The sequence below is a fragment of the Delftia sp. WSY_7 genome (assembly GCF_043104845.1).
GTDB classification, from domain to species: Bacteria; Pseudomonadota; Gammaproteobacteria; order Burkholderiales; family Burkholderiaceae_C; genus Comamonas; species Comamonas tsuruhatensis.
The window spans coordinates 42,933-62,101 of the sequence record NZ_JBICLB010000013.1 but is presented as its reverse complement, the minus strand read 5'-3'; the positions used below and the strand labels follow the sequence as shown (position 1 = coordinate 62,101).

Genomic DNA, 19,169 nt, shown 5'->3' with positions numbered 1-19,169 from the left:
TCCGCGCTGGTGCCAAGCCTGCCAGCCTGCAGGCCATGACCACCTACAAGCTGTCCGCATTCCCGGGCGAGGCGCCCAGCGTGTCCGACCGCGCGCTGGGCGCGAACTTCGCCCGGGAGCACTTCAACCTCTTTCTGCCCAGCTCCGAGTTCTGGCCGCTGGCCACCGACCGGCGCCACTCGGCATGCCTGGCCGGCGCCCGCACGCTGCACCGCTTCGCGCGCGATGCCAGCGGCGCCGTGCAGCAGAACCCGGCCGCGCCCATCCGCTCCTGGGCGCAGGAACTGTCCCTGGTCAAGGGCCAGATCAACGACGAGGCCACCGAACGCACCTACCAGACCACCAACGATGGCAGCGCAGCGCCGCGTGCGCTGGACGTGCGCGGCAACGACCGGCTGCTGGGCGTGGTGCGTCCGGTCAAGCCCACGGTCACGCTGCAGGTGGTGGACGAGTTCACGACCGAGGAGGCCAAGACCTGGCTGTATGGCGACTTCGCCGAGCTGGTGCGCGCGGACCTGCTGGCCACGGTGATCCAGCACGAGGGCCACCAGGAGGCGATCCGCTGGGATGCCAATGGCAAGGCTTATGCCGGCGCCACATCCAACTACGGGCTGTCCCTGTCTACCGCCGTAGGGGCCGGCGCCTGGGCTGGGAATCTCCATGCCGTGGTCTCGGCCGCCCGCGCCAAGGCCTGCGAGATGGACACCACGCGGCTCGGGGCCATCAGCACGGCCAGCGGCTGGGCCGTGCCGGTGGCCGCCATGCCATACAGCTATCCCTTCCGCAGGCCCGCGCTGGTGGAGGCGCTGCAGCGGCACGAGTTTCCGGACACGGCCGGCGAGCGCTCTGGCGAAACCGTGCTCACGGCCGACCAGGCAGCCAAGCTGGCCGACCTGGTGGAGGCCTCGGTGGCGCCCGGCAGCAAATGCACGAACTGGCGCAGCGAGCTGGACAAGCTGCTCAAGGAATTCGCGGACCTGGCCCTGTCCAAGTCCTGGGCCGGCGCGGGCACGGCGCCCACCAAGCCGACCGAGCCCAGCGTGGCCCAGTACCACTTTGACGCGGACAACAACGCCATCGAGCATCCCGACTGGGTGCAGTACCGGCTCAAGCTGGAAAACTTCTTCAAGGCACAGGATGCCTACACCGACAGCAAGTCGGATGCTTCGGCCCAGGCCAGCAGCTTCAACGCGCGCCTGGTGGAGATCCAGCAGCGCTGCAGCACCCTGGTGTCCAGCATCCAGAGCCAGCTGGCCAGCCAGTACATCGCGGCCACGGGCGATACGGCCGTGATCGGCACCTGGCTGGACCAGCTGGGCGGCGTGGCCGACCTAGCGGGCAAGACCGTGGAGCGCGTGGTGGACTCGCGCTTTTACGTCGTGGCCTTTGTGACCGACTGGGGCGAGGAGTCCGAGCCGTCGCCCATCTCCGACATGCTGGAGGTGGACCAGAACGACACCGTGACCATCCAGCGGCCCCAGGCCATGACGGGGGAACAGCATGCCGCGCGCCACGTCGTGAAGTGGCGCATCTACCGCAGCAACGCCTCGGCCGCAGCGGCGGCCTGGCAGCTGGTGCAGGAGCTGCAGATCTCCGTGGCCAGCTTCCTCGATGACAAGAAGGGCGAGGAGCTGGACAGCCTGCAGCCGCAGTTCACCTGGGCCGCGCCGCCGTATCGCATGGACGGCCAGTACGAGGGCGACAACAAGCCCAGCGTGGGCGCCAACCCCTACCTGCGCGGGCTCACGGGCATGCCCAACGGCATCATGGCCGGCTTCATCGACAACACCGTGGCGTTCTGCGAGCCCTACGTGCCCTACGCCTGGCCCGTGGACTACCAGGTCACGACCGAATGGCCCATCGTGGGCATGGCCGTGTTCGACCAGACGCTGTTCGTGGGCACGGCCGGCAATCCGTACTTCGTGACGGGCGCGCACTCGGCGCAGATGTCGGCCATCAAGCTCGACAGCAACCAGTCCTGCAGCGCGCGCCGCTCCATCGTGCCCGTGCAGGGCGGCGTGCTCTATGCCTCGCCCGATGGCCTGTGCCTGGCCAGCCCGGGCGGCGTGCAGGTGGTGACGCGGCAGCTGATCGCGCGCCAGGACTGGCAGCGCATGCAGCCGGCCAGCATGTTCGCGGCCGAGCACGAGGGCGTCTACTACCTGTTCTACGCCGGGGCCGGCGGCGGCTGCCTGGCGTTCAGCGCGCAGGACGGGGCCAAGCTCGGCCATACCGACCTGGGTGGCGCGGGCGTGACGGCGGTTTGGGTGGACCGCTTCAACGACCTCATGTACGTGGCGCGCGGCCAGGACATCCTGGAATGCTTCACGGGCGATGCCCTGCGCTCGGCGCGCTGGCGCACAGGCCTGGCCACCCAGGGCCAGCAGCTGCCGCTGGCCTGGGCCAAGGTCTACGGCCTGCAGGACGCCCAGCACCCGATCACCCTGCGCCTGTGGGGCGACGGCCAGCTGCAGCACACGGCCCAGTTCACCGACCTGCAGCCGCAGCGCCTGCCGCCCGGGCGCTGGCTGGAGCACCAGGTGGAGATCGAGGGCGCGGCCCGCGTCACCAGCGTGGTGCTGTGCTCGACCACGGAGGAGCTGCGCAGCGTATGACCAACCGCAAGAAGATCGATACGGGCGTGGCCCGCCTGCCGGCCCTGGCCAGGGTCAACGTCCAGGACAAGGCCCTGTCCAACTGGATGCAGGCCGTGACCGAGCACCTGGAAGTGCGCTCCGGCGGCCGTGGCAACGAGTTTGAGCGCGGCGTGACCCTGCGCGAGCTGCTGGACCTGCAGGGCTCCGTGCAGGGCGTCACCCAGCTGCTGGCCAAGGACAAGACACCCGGCGAGGGCGAAACGGTCATCGACCTGGGCGGCGGCCTGTCCGCCATCGTGGCGGTGGACCGCTTTGCCAAGGAGATTATCGAATCGCGACTGTTCAAGAGCCTGGCCAAGACCCTGGACGACCCCAGCCGCTTCGACCACCTGGCGCAGGAGATCCGCGACGAGCTGCTGCGCTCCATCGCCGACGAGGCGGCCAAGCGCGGCGCCGAGGTGCGCGAGCTGCAGACCGTGGTGCAGACCAACGAGCGCAGCCTGGCCATGGCCGTGCGCGAGGTCACTGCCAGCCTGCGCAACGCCAGCGCAGGCCTGCGCGCCACGCAGGCGGCGTTCGCGGACGGCCAGCGGGCCATGGCCACCAACGTGCTGCAGCTGCAGGCGTCGCTGGGCAACTACTACCAGGACGGCAAACCGGGCCGCGCCATGCTGGAGCAGGAGATGACGGTGCTGGCCGGCTACAGCGAGGGCCTGCGCGCGCAGTACACGCTCAAGGTGCAAGCGGGCGGGGCCCTTGCCGGCTACGGCATCGCGGCCGAGGAGGTCAACGGCAAGACCTCCAGCGCCTTCATCATCATGGCCGACAAGTTCGCCATCGTCTCCCCCAGGTACAACGCCGGCCAGATGAGCACGCCGCGGCCCGAGGACGTAGTGTTCGGCGTCGATGGCGACGGCATCTACCTGCAGCGCAACGTCTACCTCAAGGGCAACATGCGCATCGACGGCCTGGGCAAGAAGCTCGTGGACGGCCTGCGCGGCTCGGTGCTGCTGTCGGCCAGCGGCAGTTTCTGGAGCGATGCCACCGCGCGCCAAGCCGTCTGGCAGGCCCTGGGCAACAGCGGCAGCGCGCCCAACACCAACCACCTGATCGTGGGCGATGCCGTGACCATCAGCAACGGCGCCGGCTTCACCCAGACCCGGCATTGGATGGGCGCGGCCTGGGTGATCCCCGCCGCCGTGCTCAACGGCGATCTGCTGGTGGACGGCACCGTGGCGGCCCGCAAGGTGGACACGCGCGGGCTCACCGTGCGCGACAACGCGGGCAACGTCATCCTGGACGCCAACGGCCTGGACGCGCAATGGCTGCGCAATCTCAAGGCCGCCCAGGTCAATGGCCTGGGGCCGCTGGCCACCAAGGACAAGGCCCGCATCGGCGACACCGTGGCGTTTCCGGACGGCACGACGATGAACACCAGCGACTTCATCAACCGGCTGCAGCGCATCACGTCCAACAACATCGGCGTGTTCATGGACACGGCGGCCATTGGTACGGCCTATATCGGGCAGGCGGCCGTGGGCACGCTGCAGATCGCGGGCGGCTCGGTCACGTCCATGACCAGCGATCTTGTGACCAGCCCCTTCACGCTGGCCCCAGGGGAGACAAGAACCATCTGCAACATCTGGATCGACAACCCCGCCAGTGGTGCCTCGGGCGTGGTGCTGATCGGCATGGCCCATTTCATGCCGAATGGCGGCTCGGGAGCCATCGGGCTGACGATTTCGCGCGGCGGCAATGCCTTGCGCTTCGCCGGAACTTCGGCTGCCGCAGGCTTTCAGCAATCCGCCCTGATTTCGGGGTTTGACGCTGGACCGCCACCCGGCGTCACCGTCTATTCGCTCCAAATCCAGAACCTTGAGGGAAGCACGTTGCAAGTGTTCAGTGCCAATCTGGTCGGAACAGGGGGCCGTCGATGATTCATTTCATTCAGATCGATAGCGCGGGCAACATACTGCGTTGCGGTAACGCGCCTTTCAAATCCTTGCGTGAGATGCCCGGCGCGAATGCCTCATACCGTCGCATCCCTGGACCCCTGGGCGATCCCGACGCTTATTACTGGCGCGGGGGACTTGTCGAAAAACCACCCAGGCCGTCCCATTTTCACCGCTTCGATCCCCAGGAGCAGGCGTGGAAACTGGACGATAGCCTGGCATGGAGCGCTGTACGTGGCCAACGCGATGCACGCCTGGCCGCATGCGACTGGGTGACGCTGCGCGCCCAGGAGACGGGCGAGCCCATGCCGGCGCCCTGGCTTGCCTACCGGCAGGCCCTGCGCGACATCACCGATCAGCCCGACCCGCTGGCCATCGTGTGGCCCACGGCACCCGCCTGATGCGTGCCAAGCCTGCCACCGTGCTCGGCATGCCCCATTCCCTCGAATATGACCTCGACGCGGTGCTGCCCTTCATGCAGGGCCTGGTGCCGGGCTTGGCCCGCGCCCAGGACATGCGCGCCATTGGCCTGCGCCGTGGCGGCCGGCTGGTGGCCGGCGTGCTCTATGAAGGCTTCAACGGCCGCAACCTCTGGATGCACGTCGCGGCCGAGCCCGGCGCGCGCTGGCTCGTGCGCAGCTACCTGCGCGCCTGCTTTGCCTATCCGTTTCTGGTGTGCGGCGTGGAGCGCGTGAGCGGCTACGTGAACGAGAGCAACGCCCTGGCGCGGCGTTTTAACCAGCACCTGGGGTTTCGTGAGGAGGCCCGGCTACACGGCGCGGCGCCGGACGGCGGCGACGTGCTTATTTTTGTGATGTGGAAAAAGGAGTGCAGGCATGCGCTGGCACACGACTGAATTTGATCTTCTGCCCGAACGGGCCTTCTGCCCACGACCTGGTGGCCGCATGACGCTGGAGGGCGGAAAGGGCAGCAGCGCGCCCGCGCCCGATCCGCGCCTGGTCGAAGCACAGGTCAAGTCCATGGGCATCCAGGACGCTGCCATTCAGAAGATCCTGAGCCAGTCGGATGAGATGGCGCCGCTGCAAAAGGAGCAGACGCAGTTCGCGCTGGACACCCAGCGGCAGGCCTGGGAGCAGTCGCAGGAAGACCGCGAATATGCGCTGGGGCGCCGCGACAAGCTCACGGGCCTGCAGGACACTATGGTCGAGGATGCGCGCACCTTCGACACGGAGGCCAAGCGCGAGGAACTGGCCGGCCAGGCGGCCGCCGATGTTTCCCAGGTCTACGAAAGCTCCAAGCGCACCCAGAACGCGGAAATGGCGCGCATGGGCATCAACCCTGCGGACGGCAAATATGGAGCCGCCTCCAACGCGCTCGCAGCTGGCGAAGCCCTGGCCATGGCCACCGGCAAGAACTCGGCCCGCACGGCGGCGCGTGCCGAGGGCAGGGCGCTCACCGACCGCGCACAAACCGCATTGGCCGGCTACCCGGCCATGGGCATGCAGACCACAGGGCAGGGCGCGGGTTTCGGCACAGCGGCCCAGATGGTGGCGAACAACGGATTGGCGGGGCTGAACTCGGGCTACGGGCAGGCTGGTGGCATGGCCGGCCAGATGGGAAGCAACGCCACCAGCATGTGGGGCGCCCAGGCCAACCACCAGGCCAACATGCAATCGAACGACTCCGTGGGTGGGCTTCTTGGCGGGCTGGGTGGCGCGGCTGCAGGGCTGGCAAAGATGGGGATCTTCTCTTCCGACCGGCGCCTTAAGACCAGTGTGGTGCGCATCGGCGTCGATGGGAGCACAGGCCTGCCCCTCTACGAGTTCGCCTATACGGCTGAACCTGACCGGCGCTACGTTGGTGTGATGGCCGATGAGGTGCAAAAGCGGTTTCCCGACGCGGTTCTGCTGGACGAGTCGGGCTTCATGCGCGTGGACTACGACGCGCTCGGTATTGAATTCAAAGAGGTCAAGTAATGCGCCGTGGACGTTCTCCTATTGCCGATTTTTTCAACAACTTCAATGCGGCCTATGACACCACGGCCAAGGTGGGGCGGGATATAGAGGTGGCCAATGCCGTGAATGCAAAGCCCACGGAGTCCCAGGCCTACACGGAGGAGCAGGGCAAGGAGCTGGAGGGGCTGGCTGCGCAGGGCTACAAGATCGACTTCGACCAGACCAAGAATGCCTACGTCGCCAGCAACGAGGCAGGTGACGCCAAGACGATGGCCATGCAGGGCCTGACCACGAACTTCATGGGAAAACAGTTCGATGGCAGCGCCGAAGCCAACAAGGAACGCATTGATCAGCTGCGCTCGACGGCGGTGGCCGAGGTCCTGTCCAGATACGACCCGGAACGCAGCATGGCAGTGCGCAGGCAAGTGCAACCGGTGGAGCGTGATGCCAGTGTCCGGGCACGGGATGCAGGGCCAGGGCCACTGGATGACGGTCTGGGCCGTATCGAGGGAGAGCTGCGGCAGAGGTTCCAGGCGTCGCTGGTCGATCACAGCGGACAACCGCGCGAGGCGACGGTGGATGACCACTTGGCCCATAGCCAGCGCCGTGTCACGTCGCTGGCACAGGCTGGATACTTCAAGGAAGCGGACCAGGTCACCAGGGATGCGATGGCGCAGTCGTACATCAAGATCCAGCGGGATACCCCGTCGCGCCGGGATGCCGCTGCAAAGGCTGCCGCTGCCATGGCCGAGGGCGACTATGCACCGCTGCGCGATCTCTACAACGGCTATGTTCCCAGCGGCATCAGGATTTCCAGTATCGAAGCGGGGCAGGGCGGCGCCTTGCATATCAAGCGCGCTGACCTGGATGGCCGAGCCTTGCCTGCTGTCACCCTGAGGGACCGCGAAGAGGCCTTGGGCATGCTCAAGTCCATAGATGATCCGAGGAATCTGTACCAGTATTCCCAGAGCGAGTTTGAGCGCAGCCTACGTCCCGGCCGCAGTGTCGGTACAGGCGGCCCGATGCTGGAACCCTCCAGGTAGGTCCCTGTTGATTCTGCGGCCAGATCTGGTAGGCCAGCCTTTGCGCGGACCTGGGCGTTCCAGGTGGCATGAACTCCGGTGGCGGTCGGAGCACCCCTGGTCCACCGTACCAAGCCTGCCAGTCTGTGATCTTGCCGAAAGGGGATCAGATGAGCAGCAAGCAATACACGCCCGCAGCGCGGAACCAGAAGGGCCTCCAAGCCTACGAGCCAGAGGCATTCGAATTGCTGGACGGGATGGATGTGACCGGCATCGGTGCCGGCGCACGCTACCGGCCCGTGCCTGCTCAGCCGCCTGCACAGCCACAGGAGCGCAGCTGGGGTGAGGCGATCGCAGATGCCGGCGTGCAAAGCGCTGAAGGTGTGAATGCAACCTTGGGCAGCGTTGTCAACCTCTTTTCGCCCTCATCCGGTGTCGCGGATTTTTTCCGCAGCAATGGCGAGCATTGGCGCAAGGCACAAAGCCCCGTGATGCAGCGCAAGCTGGCCGAAGCCGAAAAGCTGATCAGCGCGGCGGACCAGGATTCGATCATCGATCAATCCATCGCGGCAGCGCGGGCCTACAGCTCGGACCCCGCACTGATCGCGCGCTTCATCTTCACGAATCTGCCCAGTGTGCTCCCGGGCCTTGGTGCATCTAGGGTGGGGCAGATCGCCACGCTGGCCGCGGGAGGAAGCACTGCCTTGGCGGCCACAGCCGGCACCACCATGGCAGGTGCTACAGAGGCACTTATGAATGCGGGGGGCGCCCGTGGAAAAGCCTTCGAAGAGATCCGCGACACGCTGCGCAAGCAGAACGTCCCGGAGGACGAGGCGGTACGGATCGCCCTCGGCAAGTCGGTGTTGCCAGCTGCCATAGGCAGCTTGACCGGCTTGCTGCCTGGCAAGCGCCGCATCGAGCGTGCTCTGGCGGGCAGGGGATATGCCGCTACCGGAGCGATGGCATCGGCGGTGCTGGGCAAGCAGTTGGATGACGTACTGCCCCAGGTCGCGACAAACCACCAGGCTGGCGGTTTCGATGGGCGGCCGTTGTCGCGCAATGTCGGACGCACGGCGGTGGAGGCCGCTGTCAGCGGCCTGCCGCCTGCGGGCGTCGCCGCCATCGCCGCCAGGCGTGGTCATGCCCGGGGAGGCAAGGCGGGCAGTGAGGGCGATGCAGCGCTGCCCGTCACCGGCCCGGAGTCTGCAAGGCCCGGTCCACCGGCGCTGGCGGACGCAGGCCAGTCTGCTCTGGAGGCCCCCGCAGGCCTTGCCAGACCGGACAAGGCCGTCAGCCCAGTGCCTGCGGAATCCGGCCGTGGAGCCGGTGGCGAGGCTAAGCCGCAAGGCGCCAGGCAGCACCGGCAAGTGCCGGCCGATGCTTTTGCTAGCGGCGATGCGCCGGCCTTCGATCCAGCTACGGTGCAGGCCCGCAATTGGTTGCAGTTCGTGTCCGAGCGCGGCGAGAACATTGGCAGGCTGCGCAGGGGAACACCTGCCTGGGAACTGCTTCAGGATGACTGGAAAGCCGTGCAGGCTGCACGCAAGGACGCCTCGGCTGACCGCACAGCGCCCGTGGAGGATGCCACGGTCCGTGCACCGGGCGACGAGAATGCGCCCGCCGCCCCTGTCGCTGAAGACAGCGCGCCGGTGCCGGGCAGCGAGAAGGCATCCATGCAACCTGCCCCGGGTGCGCGGCGGAGTGGGGAGCCTACTGCGGATGAGGCTTCTGGTGCACAGGACTCCTCCGGGCCGCCCGCCGCTGCGGCGCAACGGCCCCATCCGGATGGACAACTGCCCGCCGCGTTGCCAGCTGCAGCGGAGGTCGGTGCGGGCGATGGCGCCTCGGCACCCCATACAGCGCCTGCTGCGGCACAGCCAGCTTCGCGCCAGGATGCAGACAAGAGTCCAAACCCGGCGCCTGATGCCTCCACGGGCAAGGTGAAAGAGGTGGCTGATGCCATCAGTGCCTCATGGGCCAAGGGGCCTCAGGTGCGCGTCATGTTCGACCTGAAGGAGCCCCGCCTGGCGCAGGCAATGCGTGATGCCGGCAGGGAACCGGGGGCCGATGGCGGCACGCAGGTGCCGCGCGGTTTCTATGCCGATGGTCAGCTCCAGCTGCTTGCCAATGCAAGCCATACGCCGGCCCAGGTTGCACGGGTCGTATACCGGCAGGCGCTAGGCCAGCATGGTCTTCAGGGTGCCTTTGGCGAAGGGATGGATGCCGTGCTCGACCAGATCGTCGCGGCGCGCCCGCGCGATGTGCGTGAGAAGGTCCAGGAGCACGGGCTGGCCGAGGGCCGGGAGGGTCGGCGTGCCGCCGCCCAGGATGTGCTGGCGGCCATGGCCGAGCAGTCGCCGCAGGCGGGGTTCGTTCGAAAGGCTGTCGAGGCGGTCCGCTCGCGGCTGCGTGCTCAACTGCCGTCCATCAGGCCCATGGCGATGTCCGATGCCAGGATCATCGAGGACTTCATCCTGCCTGCCCGCGACTGGGTGCGGCGGGGCGGGCAGCCTGCTGGCAACGGCCTGCCCGCTGCCGTCGCTGTGCCACGCACCGAAGCCGATGCGCAGCGGCAGAGGGTGGACGCGCAGGACCGCACCGGCATGGACAAGGGCGAGTCCGGCGATGTGGGCTCCAGGCAGTGACGCGGGGGCCGTGGCAGGAATCGCCGACCCGGGACGTTGCACACCATGACGACATCCATTGAATCCGTCAGCCCGCCCGAGGATTCGGCGGCGCAGTTGCTGGAGTGCGAGCTGCTGGAGATTGCCGAACAGGAGCTTGGCCTGAGCGGTCCGCAGGCCTTGTGCGTCGCCCAGGCCATGTTGCGCGGGTTGAGAAAGCGCTATGGCGGCATGCGCATGGGCGCGCGCGGCGCTGCCATCTACGTGCCCGCGCCCAGCAAAAAGGAGCGCAACGAAGCCATCCGCCGTGAATTCAACGGAGTCAACCGCCAGCAGTTGCAGACCAAATATGGACTCCAGCGGGCCCAGCTGTACCGCATCCTGGGTGAGCGGCCTGGTTCGGTACGCAACGGCATTTCCAGTCCGGAGACATCGCCTTCCGTAGAGGGCTGAGCCGTGCAGCACCGCTGCGGACGGCGACCGTTGCAGCGCCGGGCGTGTGTTTGAAAACAGTCTCATTTGTCGGCAGGAAATGAGACGCGAGGAAAGAGAAACTGCCTGAACACGCTCTGTATGGGCGCAACGGAAACAACGAATACAGGTGGTCTTTTTTCCATGTTCACCAGCTCGCGAAACAACACCTTCAACACTGCGGGCCTGAGCTCAGCCTCGCTGGATGCCGCAGTCGGCTGTGTCCCCAGCGTGATGGCCGCTACCAGAGAGCACGCCTGATGCTGCAGATCGAGTCCGTCTTGACGGCACGGCTCGGGTCGCTGCCGGCTTTCAGGGGCTGGCGCGTCAGCGGAGCCAGCGAGTCCATCGATCGCTCGGCCGTGCCTGCTGCGCAGGTGCGCATGGCATCTGCCACAGCGGCAACCGCCATGAGGACCTCGGCACAGTTGCAGCCGACCTGGGTTACCGCCCTGGTGGTGCCGCGCGGCGCACAAGCTGCTGCCACGCTGGGCGAGGCACTCGCAGCCCTGGTCGAAGCACTGCACAACTGGTCGCCGGGAGCGGTCGATGGCCGCTTCTGGACCCCCTTCCAGTTCGTCTCCATCCAGGAGGCGGTTTTCCCCGACCCAGGCCTCGTGGGGTACGAGGTCGCATTCACCACCACGGCCCTGTTCGACGGCCAGCCGTGATTTCTTACCTTTGATTGGAGCAGCGACATGCCGATTGCACACCCGAAAAATGACTACCAGATTCCACGAGGCCGCGTCTACATCGACCTCTATGACGCCAACGAGCAACTGACGGGCGAGATTCCCATGGGCAACTGCCCGGGCTTCACCCTCACCGTCGCGGCAGAAAAGGCCGAGCACTTCAGCAGCGAAGAGGGCATGTCCGAGAAGGACGGCAGCTGGCCCATCAAGGTCACCCGCACCGGCGCCCTGACCTGCGACAACATCAGCGCGCGCAACGTGGCCTCCTGGCTGTCCGGTACCCATGCGCTGAAGACACAGGACGCCACCCCCGTGGACAACGAGATCCGCTCCGTGGTCCCCGGCCGCCAGTACCAGCTGGGCGCGACGCCTGCCAATCCGCTGGGCGTGCGCAACGTCTCCACCGTGTCCATCAAGAGCGAGGACGGTCAGACCAGCTACGTCGCGGGCCGCGACTACAACCTGAGCCTGGAGACCGGCCGTGTCCAGATCATCGAAGGCGGTCAGATCGCCGCCGGCAAGGTGGTCTTCGGCTACACGCCCGTGGCCGGCCAGTTCGAGTCCGTGATGACGGGCGCCAAGTCCGACATGACCTGTGCGATCCGCATCGTGTCCGACAGCGCTGCCGGCCTGGACAGCGACTGGTACATGCCGCTGGTGGCGCTCACGCCCACGGGCGAGATGCCCCTGATCACCGAGGACACCAAGCCCGTGAGCATGCAGTTCTCGCTGGAAGTGCTCAAGGGCCCCAACGCGCAGGCCATCTACCGCGACGGCCGTCCGGTCTCCATCCCTTGATGTAAGCCTCCCCACCTGGCCACGCGCCGGGTGGTTCGCCCTGCCGCTTGGACAGGCGACAGGGCGAACCAGAAATGCCTACAAAAAACCTCTGAATCATGGTCGAGAAAATCATTTCCATGCTCACCAGTGCCAAGGATGCCTCAGTGAAGGCATTCGACAGCCTTCAGGCCAAGGCGGCCGAGGTGGGCGCATCGATGCTCAAGAGTTTCGGCGCTGCGGCCACATCCGCTTTCGACAAGGCGGCCAAAGGGATCAGCAACGTCCAGACCGTGATTGACGGCGTGCAGGCAGTCCTGGATGAGTTGGCATCCAAGGCCAGCCAGGGCGCGCAGGCCTTCACCGGGCTGGGAGCGGCAGCCGGCTCGGCAGTGAGCGGGTTGGTGAGCAAGGGAATGGCCTCATTGGACGGCCTGACCTCCAAGCTCCAGGAGGTGGGCGCATCGATGTTCAAGGGCTTTGGCTCCTCGGCGGCGACGACGTTCCAGGGTGCCGTCGACAGTGCGGCAGCCTTCGAGTCAGCGATGGACCGTGTCCAGGTCGCCACCGGCAGTTCGGCCGAGGAGATGGCCGCGCTGACCAAGGCGGCCACGGATGCCGGACTCACCACGCAGTACTCGGGAGTGCAGGCTGCCGGCGCGCTGGAAAGCCTGGCCCAGGCGGGGTTGACGGCCCAGGAGAGCATTGCCACGTTGCCGGCGGTCCTGAGCCTCGCGCAGGCCGGCGGCATGGAACTGTCCGCCGCCAGCGAAGCCTTGACCAAGGCAGTTTCGGGCATGGGCCTGCAATTCGAGGATGCAGGGCACATGGCGGATGTGCTGGCCAAAGGGTCGGTGCTCACCGGCACCAGTATCGGCAGCCTGGCCGAGACCCTGGGCACGGTGGGCCCTGCTGCCGGACGCGTGGGACTGAGCCTGGAAAGCACGGTGGCCATGATCGGCCAGTTTTCGCAGGCTGGGACCGATGCAGGGAAGGCCGGCACGGCGTTCAACACCATGCTGGGCCAGTTCGCGGATCCGGCCAGCGCGTTCCGCAAGGAGCTGGGCGAGGCCGGCATTGTCACCGACGATTTCGAGCAGGCATTGCAGCAACTTGCCGGCAAGGGCCCGGAAGGTGCGCAGGCCATCAAGGCACTGGGGACGGAGGCCGGTCCCGTGCTGTCCGGGCTGCTCAGCCAGGGCATGGGCTCACTGAATGCTCTCTCCACCACGCTGGGCAATGCTTCCGGCAGTGCCGCCGACATGGCAGCAACCATGTCGGACAACCTCAATGGCTCGGTCAAGGGGTTCGGAAATGTCTGGGAGGGTGTCAAGACCGCGCTGGGCACGCCCGTGTTGCCTGTTCTCAAGGAGGCGGTGGATGCGGTGGCGGAGGGTTTCCGCACCGCAGTTGCTGACGGCGCTATCGGGCGCTTCGGCGAATCGATTGCCGCAGCCTTCCGCTCCGGCCTGGAATTCGCCAAGGGCTTCATTTCCACGATCGATTTCAAGGCCGTGGGCGAAAAGCTGCAGGCCTTCGCGGACCAGGCCAAGGACGCCCTGACGCGGGTGCAGGAGTACGGCACGAACACCGGCAACGTGCTGAAGATTGCCTGGGGCACGATGAGCGCTGGCGTCAATGGCGTAATGACCGTCATCTATGGCCTGGGCGCGGGGTTCGCCGAGATCGCCAGCGCTGTCATGACCGGAGTGGCGAAGTTGCGCGAAGGTCTGGCCGCCGTGACGTTCGGCCAACTGTCCCAATCCTTCAAGCTGGCCGCGCAGGACGCCGAGGTGATGGCGGGCGGCTTCGGGGCTTCGGCCCAGGCCATGCGCGACAAGGCCGCCGAGTCCCTGCAGGCCGTGGCCGATGCCGCGCAGACGGCGCGCAATGGATTCACCGGCCTGGTGCAAGGCTCCCAGGAGGCCAGTACGGCGAGCGGCGAATCGGAGCGCGCCTTCCGGCAGATGGCTGCTTCCATCGAGGAGACCGGCCGAAAGAGCATGGAAACCAAGGTGGCGCTGGAGAGTACGGCTACGGCGACGGCCACCGCGTCACAAAGCGTCAGCCAGTTGCGTGCCGAATATCAGCAACTGATGGAGGCGGGCAACCTGCAGGCCGCTGCAGAGAAGCTGGAGGAAATCAACAAGATCCAGAAGGCGCTTCCCGAGTCCGCTCAGAGCGCGCAGCAGGCGGCCAAGGCGGTGGATGAAGCCTATACGGGCCTGGACAAGGGCAAAGCCTCCTTGCAAGGCCTCAAGTCCGAGGTGGACAAGACCGGGAAAAGCACTCGGGACCTGAAAGACGCTGCCGACAAGACGAAAGGCTCGAACGATCAGGTAACCCGTGCCGTGAACGACCAGCGCACTGCACTGGAGCGCTTAAATGCCGAGCGTGAGCGAGAGATCGCCGCGCAGGAAAAGGCCAACGAGCTCAAGGAACGAGAGCTGGAGCTGTACCGAAAGAAATGGAATATCGACAAGGAAGGCCACAGCCTGAACACCGCAGGCGAGCGAGTGGGCATCACCATTCTTTCACGCACGGCCGTGCTCGAAATGGCCAAGGGCCAGGGGCTGGATGACGCGGCCGCATTGCGCGTCGTGGACCAGTTCGAGCAGCAGTACGACAAACCCGCCGGCATTTTCGGCGGGATCCAGGGCGGCGTGAATCCGAACGAGGTGAACAGGGCTATCGCCGATGCTGTTTTGCAGCAGGCGAGGGACAAGGTTGCCCAAGCGCAGAGGGCACCGCTGGAGTCTCCCACCAACACGTCCACGGTTGGGGCCGCAGCTCGGGTCATCGACCTGCGGATCAACGGCAGCTCGCTGGGCAATGTTAGGACCGACGCCGATGGCGAACGGGCGATCGAACGCCTGCTGTCGGAGCTTGAGCGAAGCAAGAACCTTTCCGGAATATGACGATGACAGCCAAGAACCACCTATTGGGAACGCTTGAGATTCCCCGCGGGATGACCTGGACGGATGAATTCACATGGTCCGCCGTGGCGCGCAGTACGGCGCGCAGCATCACGGGGGCGCTGATCGTGGACGAAGCCGGCAAGTCCGCGGGACGTCCGATCACTCTGGAGGGGGATGAGTCCCATGGCTGGATCCGCCGCGCCACCTTGCTCATGTTGCTGCAGATGGCTGGCGCCGCAGGCCAGGTCTACCGCCTGCGGCTGGCGGATGGCCGCAGCTTCGACGTGCAGTTTTCCGGCGACGAGCCCATCACGGCCCGGCCCGTCGGCAGGCCCGAGCTTCCCGCGCTCGCCAATCCCTATGTCGCAACGTTGCGGCTCATCACAGTTTGAGGAGTTGAAAATATGACAGTCAGAGACGGCGATATCCGCCTGCTCGAATCCAAGGTCATGACAGATGACGCCAACGGCGGCGGCGGCCCTACGGGCAACGTCATCGCCTGGGGCAAGAGCAATGGCGTCTTCGAGGACATCACCGAGGTCGACAGGGCCGGCGGCGACGTGTCCATCCGCCAGGTGCACGCGGCCGTGCAAACGCCCACCACCGAGCCGCTGATGGACACCAACATCATTGTCTCGGCCGTGCCCAACGATCCGAATGTGTCCATCACCATCGCGCCGTGCGACGTATTCGCGCGCCGCTCGGAGATCGCCGCGGCCATCGCGGCCTACCTCATCCCGGGCACGGAGTGGGGCGGCTATCTGCTGGAAAACCATGTCCAGGGCCAGGCCTCAATCAAGATCTTCCACCGGCCCGGCACACCGGCGCCGACCATCGGCCGCACGCTGATCCTCGTCTACAACGAGGGGCTGGCCAGCCAGGTGCTGCAGTACGTGCGCGTGCTGCGCGCCGAGACCGAGACCCTGCAGTTTTCCTACTCCAGCAGCGGCGGCTACACGGACTACACCGCCAGCGTCACAACGTGCGAGATCTCCCCCCGGCTGCGCAGCGCCTTCCCGGGGTCGCCACCCAACCGTGGCTATGCGGTGGACCCCGCCAAGACACGCATCCGGGACACCACGGTGGCCGATGCGGCCAGCTACTACGGCGCCCAGCCGCTGACCACAGCGGCCCAGCTCGGCGAGAGCGTGCTGCGCGTCTCCAGCATCTACACGCAGCTGGTGCCCAACTCGCGCACCGAGACGGCTGCGCTGGACCAGCGCCCGGCCGGCGTGCGCGAACTGGTGCTGGCCACCTCCCCGCGCGAGATCCGCGTGCCCAACTCGCCGCATACGCGGCGCATCAAGGTGGGCCAGGAAAACCGGGGTTTCAGCTGGGTGGCGATCCTCAAGCCGTTCCCCGCCCCGGGCACGCTGGTGGTCTCGTTCCAGGTGATGGGCGTGTGGTACACGGCATCCGACAACGGGCAGGGCGAGCTGTCAGGCTCGGCCGTGGGCACGGTCAACTATGCCAACGGCTCCGTGTCCGTGACGCTGCCTGCGCTGCCTGATGTGGGCGGTTCCATCATCTTTCAGTGGGGTGAGGCCTCGGCCTTCGTCAACCGCGCCAGCGCCACAGGCTGGCGGCTGCCTGAACACGCCATGCGCCTGCCGCACCAGGGCATCAAGCCGGGCTCTCTGGTCATCAAGTGGACCTCGAGCGGCGTGCTGCGCACGGCCACGGACAACGGCCAGGGCGACCTGCAGGGCGCCGCCACGGGCGAGATCAACTACGCCTCGGCCGCGCTGCTGCTGCGCCCGCAATTCATGATCGATGCGGGCGGGCAGTTCGCCATCGAGTACGACTACGCCAACATCGTCACGATGAATGTGGCGGTCACGCCCGATGCGGGCGGCTTCGCCACGGTCAACTTCGACACCGAACCTGCACCCGGATCGGTGTCCATCGGCTGGATCACCGTGCGCAACCTGTCGGCCAGCTCGGGTGCAAGCTCCAGCGGTACGGCGGCAGCCAAAAACACCAGCAACACCAGCAAGGTGAGCTACATGCCGCAGGTACCGCCCGCGCCACCGCCTGCAACTACCAGCCGTGTGCCGCTGCCTGGCAACGACATCTATGCCAAATACATGGCCCCCGGCGGCAAGCGCGTGCTGACCCAGGAGGCGGTCTACATCGAAGTGATCGCTGCATACGCCCCGGACGGCTACCACTACCCCGTGCCCGATGCCATGGGCGTGACCTGGTCGGAAGCCGAATTTGCATCTGGGCAGATCAGCATCGGCGGCACCACCTACAAGCGCTGGGGTGTATCGATCAACAACTGGAGTAGCGGATCATGAGCGGGATAGCTGCAGCCGTCGTCACGACGACAACCAACACGAACTCGACGGCCACGTCGACGTCCAGCCACAGCAGGACAAGCTACCAGACAAGCAAGACGCAAGACACCGTGCGCCACCTCGTCACCGACGATGGCTTCGGCTCGCTGGGGCCTGACGGCACGATCAGCTACACAGGCAAGTTCGCCAACGTGCGCCTGGTCTCGCTCGACAGCAAGACCGAGGGCTACAACAGCGACTACGAGAACGCCAAGACATTCGAGAGCACCTCGATGTCCGGTGGTGGCGGCGACCCCGGCTCCACCAGTTCGTCATCCAAGGGCGGCGAGCGCAGCGACACTTCAGTCAGCGAAGAGATCCTTGCCGCCAGCACGGTGACGGTGTCCTATGCCGAGGACTTCGCCAGCGCCCAGCACCATGTCATGAGCTACACGCCTGAGCCGCTCACGCTGGATCTGTGCCCCTACACGACGGACTACATCGTGCCCAACAGTGTGCGTTTCGCCTGGATGGGGCACATCTACGAAGACTACGACGGCGTGCTGGTGCGTGATCGCACCGCCTCCGCACAGGGGACTGTGGCCGGGGCCATGGACTACTCCAGCGGCGTGGCGCGCATTACCGACTATGCCGTCGATGGGCAGCCCTCGGACCTGACGGTGCAAAGCCTGTGGACCGTGCGCCAGAACTGGACCACCGCCAGCATCTTCATGCGCTGCGCGGCGGCCCCGGTGAAGCCCAGCGGGTTCGTGCTCAACCTGGCCGACGCCACGGGCGAGCAGATCACGGCCATGGCCGGCATCGATGGCGTGATCTCGGGCGACCACCTGCGCGGCAAGATCGACTACCAGACGGGCGTTGTCGAGTTGCAGTTCGGCGACTTTGTGCCGGCCGCGACCCTGACCGATGCACAGAGGGCCGAATGGTGGTATTCGGCGGACGACATCGGGGCCGTGCAGCCTGACCGCATCTGGCGCCCATGGCCGGTAGATCCGACCACGCTGCGCTACAACAGCGTCAGCTACTTCTACCTGCCGCTGGACGCGGACGTCATCGGCCTGGACCCCGTGCGGCTGCCGCCCGATGGCCGCGTGCCCATCTACCGCGTGGGCAGCTACATCGTGATCGGCCACACAGGCACGGTCGGCCCCGTCACTGTGGCCAACGGTCAGGTCATCAATTGTGGTCGCGTGCGGCTCTCGCGTGCCTATGTCATCGGCGCGGATGGCCAGCGCATCCAGCAGGGCTGGAGCGTGGATCTGGAGGCCGGCAAGATCACCGTCAGCGACATCACAGGCTGGGCCCAGCCGGTCACCTTCCAGCACCGCATCGAGGAGATGGCGCGCGTCAGCGATGTGCAGATCAACGGCATGCTGGCGATCACCAAGCAGCTGAGCCACGAGTTCCCCGTGGGCAGCGTGGTGTCCAGCGCGCTGATGGCCGGCACACTGCGCGCCCGCGTCAGCCAGATGTTTGACCAGGCCACCTGGACCAACAAATGGCAGGACACGGTCGATGGTCCCGAGGCCCTCGCCAGCTACAACGACACCATTGCGCCCCTGCTCGTCACCAATGCCGGCGCGCTGCCTGAGCGCTGGATGTGCCGCTTCACCAGCGCGACAACCTTCGAGTTCATCGGCGAGCACGTGGGCAACCTGGGCACCGGCTCCACCAATGTGGATTTCGCGCCCATCAACCCGATCAGCGGCGTGCCCTACATCACGATCCGCGCCCTCGGCTGGGGCCAGGGTTGGAGCGCGGGCAACGTGCTGCGCATCAACACCGAGGGTGGCATTGCCCCGCATGCCCTCATCCGCACCGTGCAGCCCAGCGAGGCTGTGGCCGACGACTACCAGTTCGAGCACCTGGTGCGCGGCAGCGTCGACCGTCCCTGAATTTT

The 19,169-nt window shown here is 66.4% G+C and carries 15 protein-coding genes; 14 read left to right on the top strand and 1 reads right to left on the bottom strand.

The window, feature by feature from the left end:
- Window positions 1-35 precede the first annotated feature (35 nt).
- The 8 genes from ACF8ME_RS05755 (at window position 36) to ACF8ME_RS05720 (ending at window position 10,564) form a co-directional block, all read left to right on the top strand.
- On the top strand, window positions 36-2,615 hold the full coding sequence (locus ACF8ME_RS05755) for a hypothetical protein (protein ID WP_392415643.1): 2,580 nt from the start codon (window positions 36-38) through the stop codon (window positions 2,613-2,615).
- Window positions 2,612-4,534: a DUF1983 domain-containing protein gene (locus ACF8ME_RS05750; RefSeq protein ID WP_392415641.1), complete on the top strand. Its 1,923-nt coding sequence runs from the start codon at window positions 2,612-2,614 to the stop codon at window positions 4,532-4,534. Before ACF8ME_RS05755 ends, ACF8ME_RS05750 begins: the two co-directional genes overlap by 4 nt.
- Window positions 4,531-4,950, top strand: coding sequence for a tail fiber assembly protein (locus tag ACF8ME_RS05745; protein ID WP_080945234.1), 420 nt, complete (start codon window positions 4,531-4,533; stop codon window positions 4,948-4,950). Before ACF8ME_RS05750 ends, ACF8ME_RS05745 begins: the two co-directional genes overlap by 4 nt.
- Window positions 4,950-5,405: an N-acetyltransferase gene (locus ACF8ME_RS05740; protein ID WP_392415639.1), complete on the top strand. Its 456-nt coding sequence runs from the start codon at window positions 4,950-4,952 to the stop codon at window positions 5,403-5,405. Before ACF8ME_RS05745 ends, ACF8ME_RS05740 begins: the two co-directional genes overlap by 1 nt.
- 49 nt (window positions 5,406-5,454) lie before the next feature.
- Window positions 5,455-6,486 (top strand): tail fiber domain-containing protein, encoded by a 1,032-nt coding sequence (locus tag ACF8ME_RS05735; protein WP_392415638.1) that lies wholly within the window; start codon window positions 5,455-5,457, stop codon window positions 6,484-6,486.
- Window positions 6,486-7,508 (top strand): hypothetical protein, encoded by a 1,023-nt coding sequence (locus ACF8ME_RS05730; RefSeq protein WP_061287675.1) that lies wholly within the window; start codon window positions 6,486-6,488, stop codon window positions 7,506-7,508. The genes ACF8ME_RS05735 and ACF8ME_RS05730 overlap by 1 nt, the downstream gene beginning before the upstream one ends.
- Window positions 7,509-7,657: 149 nt before the next feature.
- A complete protein-coding gene (locus ACF8ME_RS05725; protein ID WP_392415637.1) occupies window positions 7,658-10,132 on the top strand; it encodes a hypothetical protein in 2,475 nt (824 codons plus the stop codon).
- A 45-nt stretch (window positions 10,133-10,177) separates the two neighbouring features.
- On the top strand, window positions 10,178-10,564 hold the full coding sequence (locus tag ACF8ME_RS05720) for a Mor transcription activator family protein (RefSeq protein ID WP_017406055.1): 387 nt from the start codon (window positions 10,178-10,180) through the stop codon (window positions 10,562-10,564).
- 259 nt (window positions 10,565-10,823) lie between these two features.
- Here ACF8ME_RS05720 and ACF8ME_RS05715 read toward each other — a convergent pair whose 3' ends face one another.
- Window positions 10,824-10,994, bottom strand: coding sequence for a hypothetical protein (locus tag ACF8ME_RS05715; RefSeq protein WP_392415636.1), 171 nt, complete (start codon window positions 10,992-10,994; stop codon window positions 10,824-10,826).
- Between ACF8ME_RS05715 and ACF8ME_RS05710 the strand changes: the two genes are divergently transcribed.
- The 6 genes from ACF8ME_RS05710 (at window position 10,993) to ACF8ME_RS05685 (ending at window position 19,164) form a co-directional block, all read left to right on the top strand.
- On the top strand, window positions 10,993-11,253 hold the full coding sequence (locus ACF8ME_RS05710) for a hypothetical protein (RefSeq protein WP_392415634.1): 261 nt from the start codon (window positions 10,993-10,995) through the stop codon (window positions 11,251-11,253). The genes ACF8ME_RS05715 and ACF8ME_RS05710 overlap by 2 nt on opposite strands.
- 27 nt (window positions 11,254-11,280) lie before the next feature.
- Window positions 11,281-12,072, top strand: a complete 792-nt coding sequence (locus ACF8ME_RS05705; RefSeq protein ID WP_017406053.1) for a hypothetical protein — start codon at window positions 11,281-11,283, stop codon at window positions 12,070-12,072.
- A 98-nt stretch (window positions 12,073-12,170) separates the two neighbouring features.
- Window positions 12,171-14,969 (top strand): phage tail tape measure protein, encoded by a 2,799-nt coding sequence (locus ACF8ME_RS05700; protein ID WP_392415632.1) that lies wholly within the window; start codon window positions 12,171-12,173, stop codon window positions 14,967-14,969.
- A 2-nt stretch (window positions 14,970-14,971) separates the two neighbouring features.
- Entirely contained in the window at window positions 14,972-15,361 is a 390-nt protein-coding gene (locus ACF8ME_RS05695) for a hypothetical protein (protein WP_139223852.1), read from the top strand.
- Between the two features lie 12 nt (window positions 15,362-15,373).
- Window positions 15,374-17,269: a hypothetical protein gene (locus ACF8ME_RS05690; RefSeq protein ID WP_392415630.1), complete on the top strand. Its 1,896-nt coding sequence runs from the start codon at window positions 15,374-15,376 to the stop codon at window positions 17,267-17,269.
- Window positions 17,266-19,164, top strand: a complete 1,899-nt coding sequence (locus tag ACF8ME_RS05685; RefSeq protein ID WP_392415628.1) for a hypothetical protein — start codon at window positions 17,266-17,268, stop codon at window positions 19,162-19,164. The genes ACF8ME_RS05690 and ACF8ME_RS05685 overlap by 4 nt, the downstream gene beginning before the upstream one ends.
- Window positions 19,165-19,169 lie beyond the last annotated feature (5 nt).

Coding starts and splice junctions, on each gene's coding strand:
- ACF8ME_RS05710 (WP_392415634.1), top strand. CDS start 10,993: ATGAGGACCTCGGCACAGTTGCAGCCGACCTGGGTTACCGCCCTGGTG.
- ACF8ME_RS05740 (WP_392415639.1), top strand. CDS start 4,950: ATGCGTGCCAAGCCTGCCACCGTGCTCGGCATGCCCCATTCCCTCGAA.
- ACF8ME_RS05745 (WP_080945234.1), top strand. CDS start 4,531: ATGATTCATTTCATTCAGATCGATAGCGCGGGCAACATACTGCGTTGC.
- ACF8ME_RS05755 (WP_392415643.1), top strand. CDS start 36: ATGACCACCTACAAGCTGTCCGCATTCCCGGGCGAGGCGCCCAGCGTG.
- ACF8ME_RS05695 (WP_139223852.1), top strand. CDS start 14,972: ATGACAGCCAAGAACCACCTATTGGGAACGCTTGAGATTCCCCGCGGG.
- ACF8ME_RS05705 (WP_017406053.1), top strand. CDS start 11,281: ATGCCGATTGCACACCCGAAAAATGACTACCAGATTCCACGAGGCCGC.
- ACF8ME_RS05715 (WP_392415636.1), bottom strand. CDS start 10,994: ATGGCGGTTGCCGCTGTGGCAGATGCCATGCGCACCTGCGCAGCAGGC.
- ACF8ME_RS05700 (WP_392415632.1), top strand. CDS start 12,171: ATGGTCGAGAAAATCATTTCCATGCTCACCAGTGCCAAGGATGCCTCA.
- ACF8ME_RS05720 (WP_017406055.1), top strand. CDS start 10,178: ATGACGACATCCATTGAATCCGTCAGCCCGCCCGAGGATTCGGCGGCG.
- ACF8ME_RS05730 (WP_061287675.1), top strand. CDS start 6,486: ATGCGCCGTGGACGTTCTCCTATTGCCGATTTTTTCAACAACTTCAAT.
- ACF8ME_RS05690 (WP_392415630.1), top strand. CDS start 15,374: ATGACAGTCAGAGACGGCGATATCCGCCTGCTCGAATCCAAGGTCATG.
- ACF8ME_RS05735 (WP_392415638.1), top strand. CDS start 5,455: ATGACGCTGGAGGGCGGAAAGGGCAGCAGCGCGCCCGCGCCCGATCCG.
- ACF8ME_RS05685 (WP_392415628.1), top strand. CDS start 17,266: ATGAGCGGGATAGCTGCAGCCGTCGTCACGACGACAACCAACACGAAC.
- ACF8ME_RS05725 (WP_392415637.1), top strand. CDS start 7,658: ATGAGCAGCAAGCAATACACGCCCGCAGCGCGGAACCAGAAGGGCCTC.
- ACF8ME_RS05750 (WP_392415641.1), top strand. CDS start 2,612: ATGACCAACCGCAAGAAGATCGATACGGGCGTGGCCCGCCTGCCGGCC.